The sequence below is a fragment of the Serratia sp. TSA_105.2 genome (genome assembly GCF_052692115.1).
This window is the reverse complement of sequence record NZ_JBQZFT010000004.1, coordinates 448,925-465,571: the sequence shown is the minus strand read 5'-3', so window position 1 is coordinate 465,571 and position 16,647 is coordinate 448,925. Positions and strand designations below refer to the sequence as shown.

The following is a 16,647-nucleotide window of genomic DNA, read 5'->3' as shown; positions in this document are numbered from 1 at the left end:
GCCCCGTTCCACTGTTAGAATTTCAGCGCCTTGGCGATGTCTTCTTCGCTTTCCGTCGCCGCGTCGATCTGGCTCTGCGCCTTGTTGGAGATCGCCACGAACGGCAGATAAATCACGGTGGCGACCGCCAGGTTGAACAGGCTCAGCAACAGGGCCATGATGCTGCCGTTGGTGTTGAAGAACGCCCCCAGGCCGACCGGCATGGTCCAGGGCGCGATGTTGGTGATAGGCGGGATCAGCCCGGAGTAATAAGCCAGCGAGGTGATGATGGTCAGTACCGGCTGCACCAGGATGAACGGAATGAACATCACCGGGTTCATGATCACCGGCAGGCCGAACAGAATCGGTTCGTTGATCTGGAAGATGCCGGACGGCGTCGCCAGCTTGGCGACCTGGCGGTAATCTTCGCGGCGCGAGGCGATGAAGATGGCGATGATCAGGCCCAGCGTCGAGCCGGTGCCGCCGAGGTAGATGTAGGAGTCGACAAACGGCTTCGCCCACATATGGAACTCTTTGCCGGCGGCCACCGCCGCTTCGACCGAACCGTATTTGTTGTACAGCTCCACGTTTTCCAGCGCGAACGGCGTCATGATGCCGCTGTCCAGCGCCGCCAGCGCCATGGAGCCGTGCACCCCAAAGAACCACAGCAGCGAAGAGAACAGCACGTACACCCAGCCCACCACGCTGCCCATCTTGGCCAGCGGCGCCGAAATGCCGTCCATGATGATCTGGTGGAAGTTGGTGCCCCAGTGCGCCAGCGCGAACGCCACCAGCCCCATGATGGAGAGGATGATGAAACCGGGGATCAGCGCCGAGAAGGAGCGCGACACCGAAGCCGGCACGCTGTCCGGCAGGCTGATCACCCAGTTGCGCCGCACGATGAAAGCGAACATCTCGGCCACCACCAGCCCGATCACCATACCGGAAATGATGTTGGCGCCGCCCAGCCAGTTGGCGCCCACCGCATAGGCCTCGCCGACGTTAAACGGCGTGACGGTCATAAAGGCCGCCACCGCCAGCAGTGCCGAAGCCAGCGGATCGACCTTGCGCTCTTCGGCCAACGCCATGCTGATAAAGAACGGCGTCATCAGGGACATGATCCCCAGCGTGCCGTTGTAAACGCTGCCGCCGATGCTCTTCAGCCCGTTCAGCGTCTCGATGGTGGAGGCATCCAGGCGCACGCCCAGCGAATAGAAGAACGATCCTTCGCCGAAGCTCAGGAACACGTTGTTGATCAACACGAACATCGCCCCGGTCAAGGTCAGCGGCATCAGGCGGATAAAGCCGTTCTTGATGGCGTTAACGTGGGGCTGCTTACCGATTTTTACGGCGAAAGGCAGGATAACCTTCTCGAGCGAGGCAATGAGGGTATTCACGGCGGCCTCCTGTTATTGATTGGCTTTCTTGATGGCGGCCACCGCGGCCTTCAGCACCCCCAGCCCATCGACCTTGCCGTACAGCAGCGGATCGATGACTTCAACAGGTTTGTTGGGCAGCTGTTTTTGCACTTCCGGCAAGGTGTAGGCGATCTGCGGCCCCAGCAGGATCAGATCCGCTTCAATGCCTTTCTCCGCGGCCAGCGCCTCCGGATAGGCGGCGATGATCACCGGTACTTCGTATTTCTCGGCCTGCGCCTTCATTTTTGATACCAACAGGGAAGTGGACATACCGGCAGAACAAAACAGATAGATTTTTTTCTTTTCCATACCAAGCACCTCAGATAATCAAAAAAACCCCGTGTTATTTGTATGCCAGATGCAATCACGATTGCTTCACGCACATTCCTTATGAAAATTTCCGTCACGTTGCCCTGGTTGCAGACAGTATACGGAGCATGAAAAACGGATCGGTAAGCCAGCTAGGATAATAACCGTCTCTCCTTGACCTACTGGCTTGACCCTCTTCACATTTCACATAAAAAAATAGTGTGACCGGGCTCTCAAATAACCGATAAAAACTCGGAATATTCGCAATAAATACTCAAATAACAATTATAAACAGCCAGTTATAAACTCTCCGGGAATTTAAGGGATTATTTGCGCCCGAACAAACGAAGAGGGAATAAAAATAGTTCAAGCTTGATTCACTTACTTACCATCCGAACGCGATGGCCGGTAAAGAAGATTAGGTGGGCAGACGCAGCAACTCGATCACCGTGGTCAGCGCCACGGAATGATTCCTGCGGTTGGGATAATAGAGGTAAAAACCGGGAAACGGCGCGCACCAGTCGGCCAACACCCGCCGCAGCCGCCCGCTCGCGAGGTGTTCTTCCACCTCCTGTTCGATGGCGAAAGCGATGCCGACGTGCGCCAACGCCGCCTGCAGCAACAGCCTGGCGTCATCCACGATAAGCGGGCTGCTGACCGCCACGGAAAATCGCTGCTCGCCCTGCTGAAATGCCCATTTGTAGCGCTCGCCCGAAGAGGTCTTGCGCCAGCCGATGCAGCGGTGCTGCAGCAAATCCTGCGGATGCGTCGGTTCGCCGTGCCGTTGAAAATAGTCCGGCGTGGCGATGATGGCAAAACGCAGATCCGGCGTCAGGCGCACCGCACGCATATCGTTGTGCAGATCCTCGCCGAGCCGAATGCCGGCGTCAAAGCCTTGCTCGACGATGTTGGCAAACCCCTCGTCCGCTACCACTTCCAGCGTAATGCCGGGGTACTCGCTGGCCAACCGCCCCAGGTGCGGCACGATGGCGAGATCGATCGCCGAACGCGGCGCGTTGATGCGCACCAGGCCGCGTGGCCCTTCGCGAAATGCATTCAGGCTCTCCAGCGCGGCGTCGATGTCGGTAAAGGCCGGCACCAGCTGTGCCAACAGATGCTCACCGGCCTCCGTCGGCGAGACGTTGCGGGTGGTGCGGTTCAGCAGGCGAATGCCCACCTGCGCTTCCAGTTCGCGCAGGGTGTGGGTCAACGTCGGCGGCGTCACGCCCAGTCGGGCGGCGGCGCGGCGGAAGCTGCGTTCACTGGCGATAGCCACGAAGGCCGCCAGGCCGGACAATTCGGGTTTCTTCATGCTATTAATATAAATTATCTAATAGTGAGATGAATTTTTAGCGGATAGTTATCCGTCATCTAACAACATAGCATTACGATCGAATCCATTACCAGGTATCGATGCGATGATTAATGCTACAGCTCCAACTCATGAAACGCCGCGCCGTCTGGCTGACAAAGTCGTGCTGGTGAGCGGCGGCGGCACCGGTATCGGCCGCGCAGCCGCGCTGGCCTATGCCCGTGAAGGCGCCAAAGTCGCGCTGGCCGGCCGGCTCGCGGCGGAAATCGAAGCCACGGCGCGCGACATCGCGCTCGCAGGCGGCGACGCCCTGCCCATCGTGGCCGACGTCTCCCAGGAAGACGACATCCGTCGGCTGCTCGCCACGGTGACCGCCCACTACGGCCGGCTCGACGTCGCCTTCAACAACGCCGGCATCATCGGCAACTTCGCCCCCATCACCGAACAGAGCAGCGAGGATTTTGACCGCGTGATCGCCATTAACCTCCGAGGCGTCTGGCTGGCGATGAAATACGAGATTGAAACCTTCCTGGCTCAGCGCTCGGGCGGCGTGATCGTTAACACTTCCTCCTGGCTGACCCACGGCGCGCTGGCCGGCTCATCCAGCTATTCCGCCAGCAAAGGCGCGCTCGATGCGATGATCCGCGCGGTGGCGCTCGAATACAGCGGCCAGGGCATCCGCGTCAACAACATCAACCCCGGCATCATCGACACGCCGATGGCGCGCGGCAGCGTGGCCGACAGCACGGCGTTCGCGCCCTTTATCGCCCACACGCCCGCCGGCCGCCTGGGCGAATCGGAAGACATCGGCGATGTGGCTTTGTGGCTGGCGACGGACGAAGCCCGTTTCATCACCGGCCAAAGCCTGCTGGTGGACGGCGGTTACACCATCGCCGGCATGCGCTGAGGGGGCGACGCCATGAACTACGTTCGGCTTGGCGACAGCGGCCTGAAGGTGTCCCGCCTTTGTTTGGGCGGCATGACCTACGGCGATCCGGCCTGGCGGCCCTGGGTACTGAAAGAGGATGAAGCGCGCCCCTTTATCCGCGAGGCGCTGGAGGCGGGCATCAATTTTTTCGATACCGCCAACATATACTCCGGCGGAGAAAGCGAGCGCATTCTCGGTCGTGCGCTGAAGACGTTCGCCCGTCGTGAAGACGTGGTAATCGCCACCAAAGCCTACTTTCCGATGGACGCGCAGCCGAACAGCCGCGGGCTGTCGCGCAAGCACCTGCTGCACAGCGTCGACGCCTCCTTACTGCGGCTGGGAACGGATTACCTCGATTTGTTCGTACTGCACCGCTTCGACACCGAAACACCGATCGAAGAAACTGCCGACACCCTCGACGGCCTGGTGCGGGAGGGCAAGATCCGCTATCTCGGCGCGTCTTCACTGCACGCCTGGCGCCTGATGAAAATGCTGGCCTTTCAACGTCAGCACCGCCTGGCACCGTTTATTTCGTTGCAAAGCCAATACAACCTGGTGACGCGTGAAGACGAAGAAGAATTGATCCCGCTGTGCCTGGAGGAAGGTCTTGGCCTGACGCCCTGGTCGCCGCTGGCCCGCGGCGTGTTGGCCGGCTCCGGCAGTGGCGGCACGCTGCGCGCCGCCACCGACGAACAGGCGCCCCGTTGGTACGGCGGCAGAAACAAGGTGGAACGCACCGTCGCTGCGGTAGCGGAGGTGGCGGCCGCGCGCGGCGTTCCACCGGCGCAGATCGCGCTGGCCTGGCTGTTGGCCAAACCCGGCGTGACGTCGCCGCTGGTGGGTATGTCCAAGCCACACCATCTGCAGGATGCGCTGGCGGCGCTCGACCTCAGACTATCGCCGGAAGACGTGGCCGCGCTGGAGGCGCCAATGGCGCACGCGGCCCGCCCCGAACGCTGGTAGCCCCTTTTACCCCATTCCCGGAGAGAAACATGTCATACGCTGTTACCGCGCGAGCGGCGTTGTTCACCCTCGCTGCCGCATTCACCCTTAGCGCGCCAGCGCAGGCCGCCGTCAGCGCAGATTGCACAGAAAGCAGCATAACGCTGCCGCCCGGCGCACTTTACCCCAACGGCATCGCCCGCGCGGCGGACGGTACGCTGTATGTCGGGCTGATCACCAGCGGCAACGTGCTGCGCAAACGGCCGAGTCAGGCGTGGGAAACCTTCTTCCCCGGCGCTGACACGGTATTCGCCTCAAACGCGCTGCGGCTGGACGAACGGCGCGGGCTGCTGTGGGGGAACTCGCCGGACTTTCTCTCCGGCGGCAAAACGCGCGCCAACCGCATCTATGCGCTGAACGTCGCGGATGGCACCCTCAACCGCAGCCTGGCGCTGCCGGCAGGGGAAATGGGCAACGATATCGTGCTCGGCGCAGACGGCACAGTGTACGTGACGGAAACCCGCGGCGGCGGCATCCTGCGCCTGCGGCCGGGCGAAACGGCCTTCAGTACGCTGTATCGGGATCCGCAATTGGCGGCTCCCAGCGGGTTGGGAGCCGCCGGGATCGTGCTGCTCGACGACCGGCTGATGGCCGTCGCCAATTTCGGCACCGGTAAGCTCTACACCCTCAGCTATAACGCTCCAAAGCCGCAGCTGACGGAAATGCAGCTGCCGCGCCTCATCGAAAACCCGGACGGGGTGGGGTTGGCACCGGACGGCGCGCTGATCGTGCTGGAAAACGCGATCCAGAGCGGCCAGGGGCGGATCCTGCGGATCCCTTCCCCCAAGGCGGCAGGTATGCACCGGATTGAGATCTTGCGCGAAGGCATGGAATCGCCGGTCAACCTAACTATCACGCCACAAGGCTGCGCCTTCGTCAGCGAATCGCGCATCCGCCACCGCCTGCTGCCCGGCCATGAAACCGAAGTGCCCGACAGCTTCCGCCTTTATCAACTGCCCCTGCCTCTCACCGCCGCGCAATAACCTTTCCACCACCACTGCGGGCGGCGACTTGCGTTGTTGCCCGCAGGCGAACAACAATCTCGCTACGTTACAAACCGGCCTTGCGCAGCGCTTCCCATTTTTACCTGTGACAGCCGATTGCCCGCTAGGCTAGTATAAGCGTCTGTGCAAACCTCGGGTTTGAGCGCGCCGTCTGGCGTTTTGATGATTTGATTTGCGCCGCCCGGCAAGCGCTGAATGGGGCGGCGCCTGCTGAGACAATGTGATAGCGAATGATGACAATGAAAATCACAGTGACCTTTACATTCAATGGATTGGAAAAATAATCGCATGAATAGCACCAATAAACTCGATTCGCACACGCCGATGATGCAGCAGCACCTGAGAAATCAGCCTAATACAATGAAAAATATAAAGTAATTATCTTGTAATTTTCTTTGGTCTACGTATGGGATACATTTTTTGGACTTTAACCGGGTGTTCGAAGTCGCTTCAAATAGAAAAAGTTCTTCGACTTGGCTGGCTTCGGTAGGAGTAAGAAGCGATGGTGAGCCTTGAAGGACGAAAGGCTACTTCAAAAACAAAGTAACCTTTCCAATATCCCCATATATGGGGCAAGTAGTATATTAACTGCACATGGTGCAGGAGACGTATGACATAAAAACTCTTTTATTTATGGCATAATTAATAAATAACTTATTTTTTATTTATGTCAATAGTTTTTATTAAATATTTTATAATAATTAATCGCCAGATTTATATTATAACTTCGCTTGTGCAAGCGAAGATCTTATTGTTCTTTAATGAGTAATGCCAATTATAAGATAAGCAAGGGCTAACCCTACGAAGCTACTGCGTATGCTTCTTCGGGTTGACCTTGCTTTTCCGCCCTTTGGTTGGAAAAGGTAGAATAGCCACATATCCGACATTCTAATTACTTAATACTACAGCCCGTAATAAAATAAACGCCTTCAATAGCCAGTTAACTAAATAATTAAAAGTCAACCGAACTATAGCCAACCATCAATATCACATAAATATGGCTACCGCTTTAACAATAGCCATCTATATTTAACTTAGGTTAATATTAATATTAATATTAACATAAAATTTAACTATTGATCATTCAGATTCCTCAATGACAGGAGCATTTTTTAGTTCCTGATATTCATTATGACCAATTACGACAGATAGCGTTACCCATCTTAATATTCTCCACCAGAGATAAACAACATCCCCCCCACTGGCAGTATCGTCATCTAATAACCCGTGTGCTACTGCATTCCTCAGATTAGAGCCAATGTTGTTAGTTAACAGCATTTTTAACTCAAAAAGGAAATTCTCGTCAAAAACTTCCTTAGCTTTTGGTTTATCTAAAAGAGTTGATATAGATACTTCAGTGCTTTTTGCATTCTTATCTATAATTGCAGAGTATTCACCTTGATCATAAAGTATCTTTCTAATTATATCTTCTAAAAGAGGGGCCAATAGGTGCACTGATGCAGAAAAATTATACTCAAAGCCAAAATGCAGGGCTTGCGAGAAAAGGGCTATTTTACTATCGGGTATAAATCCACAATGCTCACAAAGATCTTTAATAACTTTATAATCAATATAATACTCTTCACAAATTTGTTTAAGTGCAGGAGCAATTCTTGCCTGTATTTGTAGCGATATATATATTGAAAAACCTTGTGATAATGGAATTATAATATTCTCTAAGCTATAACCCTCATCTTTCAATTCATCAATTTCAACACCGTTTGTTTTAGCAAGAACTCTGCCATCTCTATCAGTTACTATGGAAGGAAATATACTTTGAAATGGGTGATTCCTAATGCTGTCAACCGCATCTTTAATCATTCTTTTTTTATTGACTGGATGGGCAATAAAACAAAAATTGTAAAGAGAATGAATTATATCCTTTTGTTCTGAAACAAGTTCTATAGCTCGATTTACTTCAACGGAAATGTCTAATGGTTCTGTTTTTATTATTGCCATAGACTCATAGGCATGTTTACCTTCTTTTCTAATCATAGCTTTTAATGCTGTAATAGCTTCATCTACATCAAAGATCCCACGAAGTGTAATTTTTGATGCTTTATATTTTTTCAAGGATTCATTAAAGCAATTTACTGCATGCAGGCCTTGATACTCCCTTCCTTCTTCATCTAACAATCTGGCATGGTATAAATTCACTAATTGGCATTTATGATCACCATTTCCTTGGAAGATATCATTTTTATACCGCTCATATAATGTTGTTAGACAACGATAGGCAGACACATAGTCTTTTGATTTTTTTGATTTATAGATAAATGACCTTATTGCTTTATTGATTAAGACATCATCTTCATTTTTGATGCTATTTGATGTTATTATATCCGCCATTTCACAGAACAAGTAGGGATTATTAGTCTCATGAAAACAAGCCATTATTTTTGATTCAATCACATCATACGCCGAGAACTCTTGAGTGAACTTTGGTAAATAAAGAGCTCTGTAGAAAACATCCTTTACGTATCCATACCAATTATCTTCCTTGATATCTAAGGATGAAAAAGCATTTAATGCCTCTGAAGCAAAATTACGTTGCCTTGGTTTCTTATAAAGCCATAACACATCATATAATCGGCCACGTACAGGTAAATGAGTTATCTTTTCTGCCAAAAAAGCAATATTATCTAAATCATCTTCACTTAACAAGTCAGATAAATTCTTCCCAGTAGATGGTTCTACATAAAATGTATTTTTCTTTTTAAGATGTATCCGAGCATTCAATATTGTATTAATTTTTTTAAATAAATCGCTCGAAGAATTTTCTTTATGCACTAACAAATAATAAGATATATCACCATATGAATTTATGTCCATAGAACATGCATTAATGATATCAATCATCCTTTCCATTTCTTTAATGTCTTTTTTCATTATTCTTCCTTCTAAATCCATCTCATATTACTCTATAAAAATTATATTATAAAACATGAAAACATCAACAAGTTTGTGCACATTAAAAATTGGAATGACAGCGACACTCCTGTTAGAAATAATCACCTCCGCATGACAAATAAACTTACATTTTATAAAATCGAGCTTACCAAATATTATACTTACAACATTACACACTTGACGTTTTATTATTATCTTTTATATATAACTCATGACACAATTAAAATTTAGGTATTTATATGCATTATAACCCTCAAAAACAACAGCCTGATTTAACAAAAACATCGAGAAGGGGAAAATTTCATACTGAACGGCTACCAGAGAATGAAATCAGATCATACTGTGTAAGTGTCAGATTAAATGAAAATGAATTATCTATTCTGGAAGAAAAAAGAGGTTCCTATAAAAAAGGAGAATGGCTCAGGATGGCTTCGCTGAATAAACTTCCTTTGGTATTACCAGAGATTAATAAAAGTGCATGGGTAGAGCTTGGTCGCCTTTCACAAGATTTAAATCGCCTGCTGACATACCTCGATGGTAAAAGTCCTGACAGCGATCCAACCATGACAGAAATGCATGTAATCAAACGGCAGGTGCAGACACTTCGCACTCTTCTACTTCCCTCAACTTTTTGGAGTAATACAAATGAAAGGTATGCAGAAAATCAAAAGAGGTAAGCAATTTACAGGAATAGTTGTCTATGCACTTGAACCGGCTTCACACCATAAAACTGATCCCAGGGTTATTGGTGGCAATATGGCCGGTAACAATATCGTTGACCTTATCCGCGAGTTTGGGCAAACAAAAATTTTACGACCGGATATCAAAAAACCAGTATGGCACAATTCTCTTCGCTTACCGCATGGAGAAAAATTGTCAGAAGCACAATGGGCAACCGTAGCCGACGACTATATGTCCCGTATGGGTTTTACTGATACACATCTTCGTTGCTATGTTCTTCATAATGATAAGGCTGGACAGCATATTCACATTATTGCCAGTCGTATCGATATTACTGACGGAAAGTTGTATCTGGGAAAAAATGAGAACCTTACCAGCACTCGAATTATCAGTGAGCTTGAAAGAATACATGGTCTCACAGAAACAGCGACAACTTCTAACCGACGATCTCAGAGCATAAAGAAGCTTTCGCGCAACGAAAAGATGCTCTCTGAACGAACGGCTACTCCCTGCCCAAAAGTCGCTTTGCAAACTTGCATCGATAATGTATTAGCCAATCACCCAGATTTGTTATCCTTCATTCAGCAACTGGAACAAGAGGGGGTAACCTGTCAGCTCAACATTGCTTCGACGGGCAAAATGAGTGGTTTTTCATTTCAATTTCAGGGGATTGCCTTCAAGGCTTCACAACTTGGAAAAAAATATGCGTGGTCACATCTTCAGACACTTATTGATTATTCGCCGGAACATGTAAACTTACTTAATACGCGATCTAAGTCTGCTCCTGCTCCTTGCACACAGCCAGAAGCACAACATCCCAGCAGAGAAACTATTCTCGATAAACTACTGCAACTCGACGAGCAAATCAGAAATGAAAGGGAGAATGAACTTGCCCATACCATCCAATTGAACCAAAAACTACGCTTTACGGCCCATCAGATATCCAGACAACACCAATCCCACTTCCAGGTGTGGCTTCCATTTCTTAGCAGGCTCATACACCTGCTCAGACTGTTGGGTGGTTCTCTGTTGTATGCGACCGCTCGTCCCTTTAGACAAATCTATCATCTTCACTTACTTGCCTCCTCTCCTGAACCTGTCGATAAAACATATTCAGAACAATTGGTTAGTAACGTACCCAACTACAAACCACATTTTAATTAGTTTATTTTTTAAATTTAGTCAAGAAATTATTGATCGTTTATACAGATCGATAAATCACTCATGATAGACAAAAACTATCAACTAGAATCCATCGATCGGTACAAGCAATTTTACTAAAGCAGTTCATTCATTGAAAATGCTCAAAAAGACATCGCCTTAAATCAGGTCAGGGAGTTGCAATGAGTAAGCAAACTGTTCAGTGCCCCTTTTGTTTTAAAGAAAGTCCCCACGGCGTAAAAATATGCACCGGATGCCATGCAAAAGTGGTCTATGGTGAAAGTCCGCTCAGTGTGGCATTCCTGTTTCAATTCGTGGCCTTCGGTCTCGCCTGGTTAGTATTTTCATTAACCGACAGCACTCCTGTCTCTGTCATTACGTTTTTTGCAAGCATCATTATTCTTATCTGTATAATTAAAAAGATATATGCAGACAGAGTTGTTTTTATTCAACAAAATTAATTCTGCACTGCATAAAACATTAAAATGAGAGAGCTTATGAACAGACTTATTGCTTCTATATTTTTTATTTCCGTTTCCTTTACTTCTGGTTGCTCAACATCAGGAAATCAACATCTCAAAAACGAAACATCACAAAGTCTGCAGTCGAAAATTACTAAACATAAGACAAGGAAATCAGAAATCACTGCCCTCCTGGGCGAGCCAGATACAAGAACCAATCTTGATAACGGCAATGAAGAATGGACTTACTTTATGAATAACAATCAGTTTGATGCTACCACATTCATCCCGATCGTTGGATTACTGACGGGTGGTTCACAGACACAGGCAAAAATACTCGAAATCGAATTTAAAGACGAAACGGTCAGAAAATGGACGTTCTCAGAAAATTACAGCAAGATGAAAACCGGTCTTATTCAATAACGCACTCTACCGTCTGGAATTATTTTATGAAAACATATGCAATTACTACACTCATTGCCTCAATTTTTTTACTGAGTGGCTGTAATAATGAGCCCTCCGAGCAAGATCTTTATAATGCAATGAATAAGGTCGTGGAGCAGACGAATGCCATCGTCAAATCCATAGCCGGCAAAGATGTTCCGAAAGACGCACTGCGGGAATTAAAATCAGTCAAAAAGCATGACTGTGTGGAAGTATCGGATAAAAGCTATAAATGTAATGTGACGGTTGTTGTCAATAACGACAAGGCCACCGCAGCTGTCACAATGGTCAAAACGGATGATGGCTGGCAGGTCGTAGATAAGTAAAATTCTAGAAAATTATCCCCTCTGGCAGGATCCTGGATAACCAACTCCTGCTTTTTCTTACCCACATATATCACCGTGCCACGAACTGTATAGTGTGCATAAAGCACATTGCCTTATCCTCATAGCCTTTTCCTGCCACGTATAGGTGGCGGTACGTAATTCAATGAATGTGAAATGCTCTTCCTTTCATACTGTGCCAGCAAATCTGCATAGAGTTGTTCAACCTCCCTGAGGTTACCAGAAATATAATCCACAAGCCCATTCAAGCAATAAAGCATCGTATGGCTGTTGTTGAGCTTTATTAGCACATTAGCCCTGAGTGATGAAACTACACCTGTGAACATCTGCATAATATTATCCACGTGAAAACACGAGTTGCAGTATTGCTTACGTGAGTAATAATATTTAAGGTGATATCCGACGAAAAGCACATACAGCTTTCGGTAAAACACAGAATTAATAGCATCATCACGATGCTGAGTGATATATTTATCAATCAACTGGATAAATTTTTCTTCCTGCGAAAGAGTAATGTTATTAGACATAGCTTGATCCTTTTTTAGTTTTATAATCAAGTACTACCATGCCAACATAAAAAATCAACACCTAAAACAAAATATTTTTATATCATTACCAATTCGAAATAATTATCATCTTACTTTTTGGAAACAAAACAATAATATATGGAAGTTAAATAACAATCTTCCTTTAATCGAATTTAAAACCAATTAATAAAAAACCTTCTACGGATATTTATAACAATGTGCTTCGCACTGGCTTACGCCCCATATACTGATACGAAGATATTGATTTATACTTTGCTACGGACTTTCTTGCAGCACCGCTGAGTGCACAAAGCACTCACTCGCTGAAGTAGAAAAATTTTCCAGAGGTTTTCGGCGTAAGCCGATTTTTATAATCATGTAATACAATGATTTTCAGTTATTCTGATATCTTAGCTCTTCTGCGACAACCTTGTTCATTCATTTAATTCCAGATAACTGTATATAGTGTAATTATTTACATTTAGTCCAAAAAAAAATAATGATAACCGAAGTCCAATGGCGCAACACTGAAGTTGCGCAGACTTCATTACATTATACACATAAACATAAGGGATATATTCGATATTGAATTAAGCAAGACAATATGGCAGATCAAATTAGTATTGTAATGCGATGGTTTCTTATTTCTTTATTAATCTTTTATCTTGCGAAAGACAAATAAAATAAAACTAAGTAAGTCATAATATTAAATCAGATGTGCGGTAATGACTTCCATGAAGTAAGTTTATTTATTTTATAACCTGAAACATTAAATCTACCACCCATAGTATTTAATTTAATACTCCATATATCAATATAGATAAAATAATTTGTTTCTTTATGAAAAAAAATTTGACAATTAAATAAAATATGCAATATATATTATCAGATAAACAACAAAAGGAGATAATATGATAAATACAAATGTTATTCTAACCAGAGAACAAAAATCCGCGATTGCAGACGCATTAGACGTATCATTAGACGATTTAGAAGAACTTAGAATTAAAGCCAGTAATAAAAGGAAAACCTCCTTTAAAGATGATTTTTCCATGATCTTTAAAACAAACATAGGCACTCTGGCAAGAATGAAACTAACACCAACTTCTTTTCGAATAATTATTTATCTTTTTTCAATTATTGATTATGGTAATATTCTTGTTAACTTCTCACAATCAAAAGTAGCAAAAGATTTAGGACTTCAAAAATCTAATGTTTCCAGAGCATTTAAAGAGTTATTTGAAAAAAAGATACTTATTCGCAATACAGAAGACGATCATGTTTATTTGAACTCTAATTTATGTGTAAAAGGGATTCCTCATAAATTTAATGAGGAGCAAATGAATAAGTTTAATAAGTCAAAAGAAGAAACCGAACATTTTAATAACGCTTTTAATTTTTATTCCTCTCGAAACAGGACGAAAAAAAAATAACAGAGACTACTAAATACAATCATTCTAGAATAATACTAAAATTAGTTTATACATTACACCTTCCAATTTATCGGAGGTGTATTAATTTTACATTACTCATTCTCTTCATAGCATTACAAGTTTTATTTAAATCCATTAGAATACTTTCTTTTCTTTATAGGCATAACAATAATTATCAACTTCCTCACCTAATAACTAAATTACAAACATTTCATATAAAATATCAAATCTAATGGACTAAATATTTTTTACACATAAAATATTTATCACGATTTATTTTTAATAACTGTCAAAAGCATTTAACACACTATCAATCAAAAGAGTAATAATAAACTACTCCTTGAGCACTCATTACGGAGATTGAGAACCTAAATTAACCATGTAAACCAGCACAAATATTTAATTAATATAATTGACAATTTGCTATCGGTTTTGTATTGTCGGTGTTATTTAACAAATCATTGGTTCTAACATGACAATACTAAAAATAAAAATCACAAACTTACTATCTTTCGATGATATTGAAATCAATGGGCTTCATGATATGAACTGTATCGTGGGAAGAAATAATGTGGGGAAATCAAACCTGCTAAAAGCATTAAAATTTTATTACAATAAACTTGAAGGTAAAGAAGAATTACCCTTGAGACTGCATTCAAATTATTCATACAAAGGTATCATATCTTTAACATTTGATACAACTAAAATCTTTAGAATTGCCCGCCGACAGACTACTAACCCATATTTTCAATTCATCATGAGAAAACTAATACCTCCTTTTAGGAGGAGTTTATTCTCGCTCGCAGCCTATACTGATGAACCAACAACATACACATTATCACTCAACATCTACAATGATGGAAAAGTCAAGTGGTCAACAAAAGATGGTCAGATCTTAAATCTTATTCTTTATTTATTCCCTTTTTTCCATATTGAGCCACGACACATGAACCTCCATGAATGGGATAATTTATGGGATCTAGTCTCAAGAATTAAGTCTTTCAATCTTTCAAAAATTGAAGATGAATCTGTTATTGATTTCTTTGATAGTTCTATCAATTCCGGTGGCGATAGTTCTTATAGAAAATACATCGATGATTTAAATAAAAACATTTCAACAAAAGCAAGCACACAGAAAGAAAAAATATTAAGCTACATTAAAGCTGGTTTAAAAGGATATAAGTTTGAAATTGATGAGAGAGATTTAAGATTTCACTCTGACGGAACAAACTCATTCCATTACATAAAAACGTATCTCAATCTATTAATTACAATATCCAGGCGAGAATATATTACTCCTTTTGTTTTTATTGATGAACCAGAGCTGGGTTTACATACTAAAATGAACGAAGTTTTAGTGCAAGAAATATTTAATAGCTATAAGTATCAGGAAGGAATAAATGACAGGGTCACTCGTCCTAAGTTATTTATAACAACACACTCACCAAATATCGTAAAAGAAGTAATAAAAAAGTTTCGCGAAAAACAGAGATTTTTTTGTTTTCAAAAAACGAGAGATTCGTGCACTTATGTTAAGATATTGAATTCAACTTTCGATAACGAAAGTTTTATTAATATTTTTAGCGATAATGAGGCAAGACTCTTTTTTAGCGATTTTATACTTTTTGTGGAAGGCGAGACTGAGCTTGAAGTTTTCGGCAATATGAAGCTATCAGAACATTTTACTCACCTCAAACATATTGATATTTATAAAAGCAGTAGCAATACTATAGGTGAGCGTATAAATCCAGCGTATTCAAACTCTTCAATACCTTACATGTATTTATTTGATGCCGATAAGGCCATATCTTTAAAAGGTGTGGCTGGAAGTTTTACCTTAAAATTTAAAAACAATGGCGACTACTATAGATTTGACAGAGATACATTAAATTTAGAAATTAAACGAAATAACCTTGGATTCAGTAGAAAACATCGAGAGATAAAACAAAACAATGAACTTTTAATACAGTATTCAGGTGCAAGCATCCATGTAGATCTACTCAAGCAAATATTCTTACCCTCATCACATTTTGACAATATATTTAGTGCAGTCAAAAAAAGACTCTTGTATAAAAACATTTACTTAAACAGAACAACATTAGAGGGATGTTTAATCCAAAAAGATAGTGCTCAGATCTTTTACAAATGGCTTGCTGCAAAACATGATATAGATATAGACAAATTAATTGCTCGAATTTCAAAGAGTAAATATATTACTTCTGACATGTTAATAGATTATTTGAGGGTGATATTCAATGGCAAGACAGATACATTAGTAGATTATAGTTCTTTTAATTTTGAAAGTTATAAGCAAACTCTCAAAAACGGGAAAGTATTAAATGAAAATTTAAAGAAAACTTCTAAGCATGCCAAATATTTGATGAATGCATTGGAAAAAAGTACTATTTTTAATAAACATCTTAACAAAACTGATGGATGGACAACTTCTTTCTTAAATTACTCCGTCGAATATGTCGCAAATGAAGCTAAATTACATGATAATACTTTCGGAAGTGTTTTCAGATTTTACTTCCCTGAACTATATGATATCATCCGTAGGCTTCAACCCGATAGTAGAGGGGAGATATGAGTTCTCACGAGTGTCTGAAGGCTTGCCCTTCCTGTCTGATAGTTAGGGGTTCGCTCCTTTCCATTGGGCATAGTCCCAGTAGTTGCTAATCTGGTCACTTGTATTAGTGTGCCGATGAGTCACACCTACGGTGTAATGTTGTTC

At 44.0% G+C, this 16,647-nt stretch carries 15 protein-coding genes; 10 read left to right on the top strand and 5 right to left on the bottom strand.

The genetic code is table 11. The features are described from left to right. Positions 1-14 precede the first annotated feature (14 nt). The 3 genes from chbC to ACUTSC_RS16325 all read right to left on the bottom strand — a co-directional run bounded on the left by chbC (position 15) and on the right by ACUTSC_RS16325 (position 3,018). A complete protein-coding gene (gene chbC, locus ACUTSC_RS16335) occupies positions 15-1,376 on the bottom strand; it encodes a PTS N,N'-diacetylchitobiose transporter subunit IIC (RefSeq protein ID WP_049200339.1) in 1,362 nt (453 codons plus the stop codon). 12 nt (positions 1,377-1,388) lie between these two features. Next, a complete protein-coding gene (locus ACUTSC_RS16330) occupies positions 1,389-1,706 on the bottom strand; it encodes a PTS sugar transporter subunit IIB (protein ID WP_033641898.1) in 318 nt (105 codons plus the stop codon). A gap of 418 nt (positions 1,707-2,124) precedes the next feature. After that, complete coding sequence (locus ACUTSC_RS16325; RefSeq protein ID WP_445653456.1) at positions 2,125-3,018, bottom strand: LysR family transcriptional regulator; 894 nt, start codon at positions 3,016-3,018, stop codon at positions 2,125-2,127. Positions 3,019-3,124: 106 nt separating this feature from the next. Here ACUTSC_RS16325 and ACUTSC_RS16320 point away from each other — a divergent pair, with 106 nt between their 5' ends. Genes ACUTSC_RS16320 through ACUTSC_RS16310 form a run of 3 tightly spaced genes read left to right on the top strand, consistent with a single transcriptional unit; the run spans position 3,125 to position 5,931 of the window. Beyond that, complete coding sequence (locus ACUTSC_RS16320) at positions 3,125-3,925, top strand: SDR family NAD(P)-dependent oxidoreductase (protein WP_445653455.1); 801 nt, start codon at positions 3,125-3,127, stop codon at positions 3,923-3,925. A gap of 12 nt (positions 3,926-3,937) precedes the next feature. Next, positions 3,938-4,909: an aldo/keto reductase gene (locus ACUTSC_RS16315; RefSeq protein ID WP_445653454.1), complete on the top strand. Its 972-nt coding sequence runs from the start codon at positions 3,938-3,940 to the stop codon at positions 4,907-4,909. A 29-nt stretch (positions 4,910-4,938) separates the two neighbouring features. Then, positions 4,939-5,931, top strand: coding sequence for a Vgb family protein (locus tag ACUTSC_RS16310; protein WP_445653453.1), 993 nt, complete (start codon positions 4,939-4,941; stop codon positions 5,929-5,931). Between the two features lie 1,101 nt (positions 5,932-7,032). Here the strand turns inward: ACUTSC_RS16310 and ACUTSC_RS16305 are convergent. Then, positions 7,033-8,841, bottom strand: coding sequence for a DUF4209 domain-containing protein (locus tag ACUTSC_RS16305; protein ID WP_445653452.1), 1,809 nt, complete (start codon positions 8,839-8,841; stop codon positions 7,033-7,035). Between the two features lie 260 nt (positions 8,842-9,101). Between ACUTSC_RS16305 and ACUTSC_RS16300 the strand changes: the two genes are divergently transcribed. The 5 genes from ACUTSC_RS16300 (at position 9,102) to ACUTSC_RS16280 (ending at position 11,935) form a co-directional block, all read left to right on the top strand. Then, positions 9,102-9,539 (top strand): ATP-binding protein, encoded by a 438-nt coding sequence (locus ACUTSC_RS16300; RefSeq protein ID WP_445653451.1) that lies wholly within the window; start codon positions 9,102-9,104, stop codon positions 9,537-9,539. Then, positions 9,508-10,707 (top strand): relaxase/mobilization nuclease domain-containing protein, encoded by a 1,200-nt coding sequence (locus tag ACUTSC_RS16295; RefSeq protein ID WP_445653450.1) that lies wholly within the window; start codon positions 9,508-9,510, stop codon positions 10,705-10,707. The genes ACUTSC_RS16300 and ACUTSC_RS16295 overlap by 32 nt, the downstream gene beginning before the upstream one ends. Positions 10,708-10,886: 179 nt before the next feature. Continuing rightward, the gene (locus tag ACUTSC_RS16290) at positions 10,887-11,165 is read left to right on the top strand and encodes a hypothetical protein (protein ID WP_023486609.1); all 279 of its coding nucleotides are present in this window, start codon (positions 10,887-10,889) and stop codon (positions 11,163-11,165) included. Positions 11,166-11,201: 36 nt separating this feature from the next. Beyond that, entirely contained in the window at positions 11,202-11,588 is a 387-nt protein-coding gene (locus ACUTSC_RS16285; RefSeq protein ID WP_445653449.1) for a hypothetical protein, read from the top strand. A gap of 26 nt (positions 11,589-11,614) precedes the next feature. Further along, positions 11,615-11,935, top strand: a complete 321-nt coding sequence (locus ACUTSC_RS16280; protein ID WP_023486611.1) for a hypothetical protein — start codon at positions 11,615-11,617, stop codon at positions 11,933-11,935. Between the two features lie 119 nt (positions 11,936-12,054). Here ACUTSC_RS16280 and ACUTSC_RS16275 read toward each other — a convergent pair whose 3' ends face one another. Further along, complete coding sequence (locus tag ACUTSC_RS16275; RefSeq protein WP_445653448.1) at positions 12,055-12,480, bottom strand: hypothetical protein; 426 nt, start codon at positions 12,478-12,480, stop codon at positions 12,055-12,057. A gap of 911 nt (positions 12,481-13,391) precedes the next feature. Here ACUTSC_RS16275 and ACUTSC_RS16270 point away from each other — a divergent pair. Further along, a complete protein-coding gene (locus ACUTSC_RS16270; RefSeq protein WP_445653447.1) occupies positions 13,392-13,913 on the top strand; it encodes a helix-turn-helix domain-containing protein in 522 nt (173 codons plus the stop codon). Positions 13,914-14,385: 472 nt separating this feature from the next. Then, positions 14,386-16,503: a retron Eco8 family effector endonuclease gene (locus tag ACUTSC_RS16265; RefSeq protein WP_445653446.1), complete on the top strand. Its 2,118-nt coding sequence runs from the start codon at positions 14,386-14,388 to the stop codon at positions 16,501-16,503. The last annotated feature ends 144 nt before the right edge of the window (positions 16,504-16,647 follow it).

Bases quoted from the DNA above. Each gene is read 5' to 3' on its own strand.
- ACUTSC_RS16265 (WP_445653446.1), top strand. From the start codon at position 14,386: ATGACAATACTAAAAATAAAAATCACAAACTTACTATCTTTCGATGAT.
- ACUTSC_RS16270 (WP_445653447.1), top strand. From the start codon at position 13,392: ATGATAAATACAAATGTTATTCTAACCAGAGAACAAAAATCCGCGATT.
- ACUTSC_RS16325 (WP_445653456.1), bottom strand. From the start codon at position 3,018: ATGAAGAAACCCGAATTGTCCGGCCTGGCGGCCTTCGTGGCTATCGCC.
- ACUTSC_RS16295 (WP_445653450.1), top strand. From the start codon at position 9,508: ATGAAAGGTATGCAGAAAATCAAAAGAGGTAAGCAATTTACAGGAATA.
- ACUTSC_RS16280 (WP_023486611.1), top strand. From the start codon at position 11,615: ATGAAAACATATGCAATTACTACACTCATTGCCTCAATTTTTTTACTG.
- ACUTSC_RS16310 (WP_445653453.1), top strand. From the start codon at position 4,939: ATGTCATACGCTGTTACCGCGCGAGCGGCGTTGTTCACCCTCGCTGCC.
- ACUTSC_RS16330 (WP_033641898.1), bottom strand. From the start codon at position 1,706: ATGGAAAAGAAAAAAATCTATCTGTTTTGTTCTGCCGGTATGTCCACT.
- ACUTSC_RS16305 (WP_445653452.1), bottom strand. From the start codon at position 8,841: ATGAAAAAAGACATTAAAGAAATGGAAAGGATGATTGATATCATTAAT.
- ACUTSC_RS16290 (WP_023486609.1), top strand. From the start codon at position 10,887: ATGAGTAAGCAAACTGTTCAGTGCCCCTTTTGTTTTAAAGAAAGTCCC.
- ACUTSC_RS16300 (WP_445653451.1), top strand. From the start codon at position 9,102: ATGCATTATAACCCTCAAAAACAACAGCCTGATTTAACAAAAACATCG.
- ACUTSC_RS16275 (WP_445653448.1), bottom strand. From the start codon at position 12,480: ATGTCTAATAACATTACTCTTTCGCAGGAAGAAAAATTTATCCAGTTG.
- ACUTSC_RS16285 (WP_445653449.1), top strand. From the start codon at position 11,202: ATGAACAGACTTATTGCTTCTATATTTTTTATTTCCGTTTCCTTTACT.
- ACUTSC_RS16315 (WP_445653454.1), top strand. From the start codon at position 3,938: ATGAACTACGTTCGGCTTGGCGACAGCGGCCTGAAGGTGTCCCGCCTT.
- ACUTSC_RS16320 (WP_445653455.1), top strand. From the start codon at position 3,125: ATGATTAATGCTACAGCTCCAACTCATGAAACGCCGCGCCGTCTGGCT.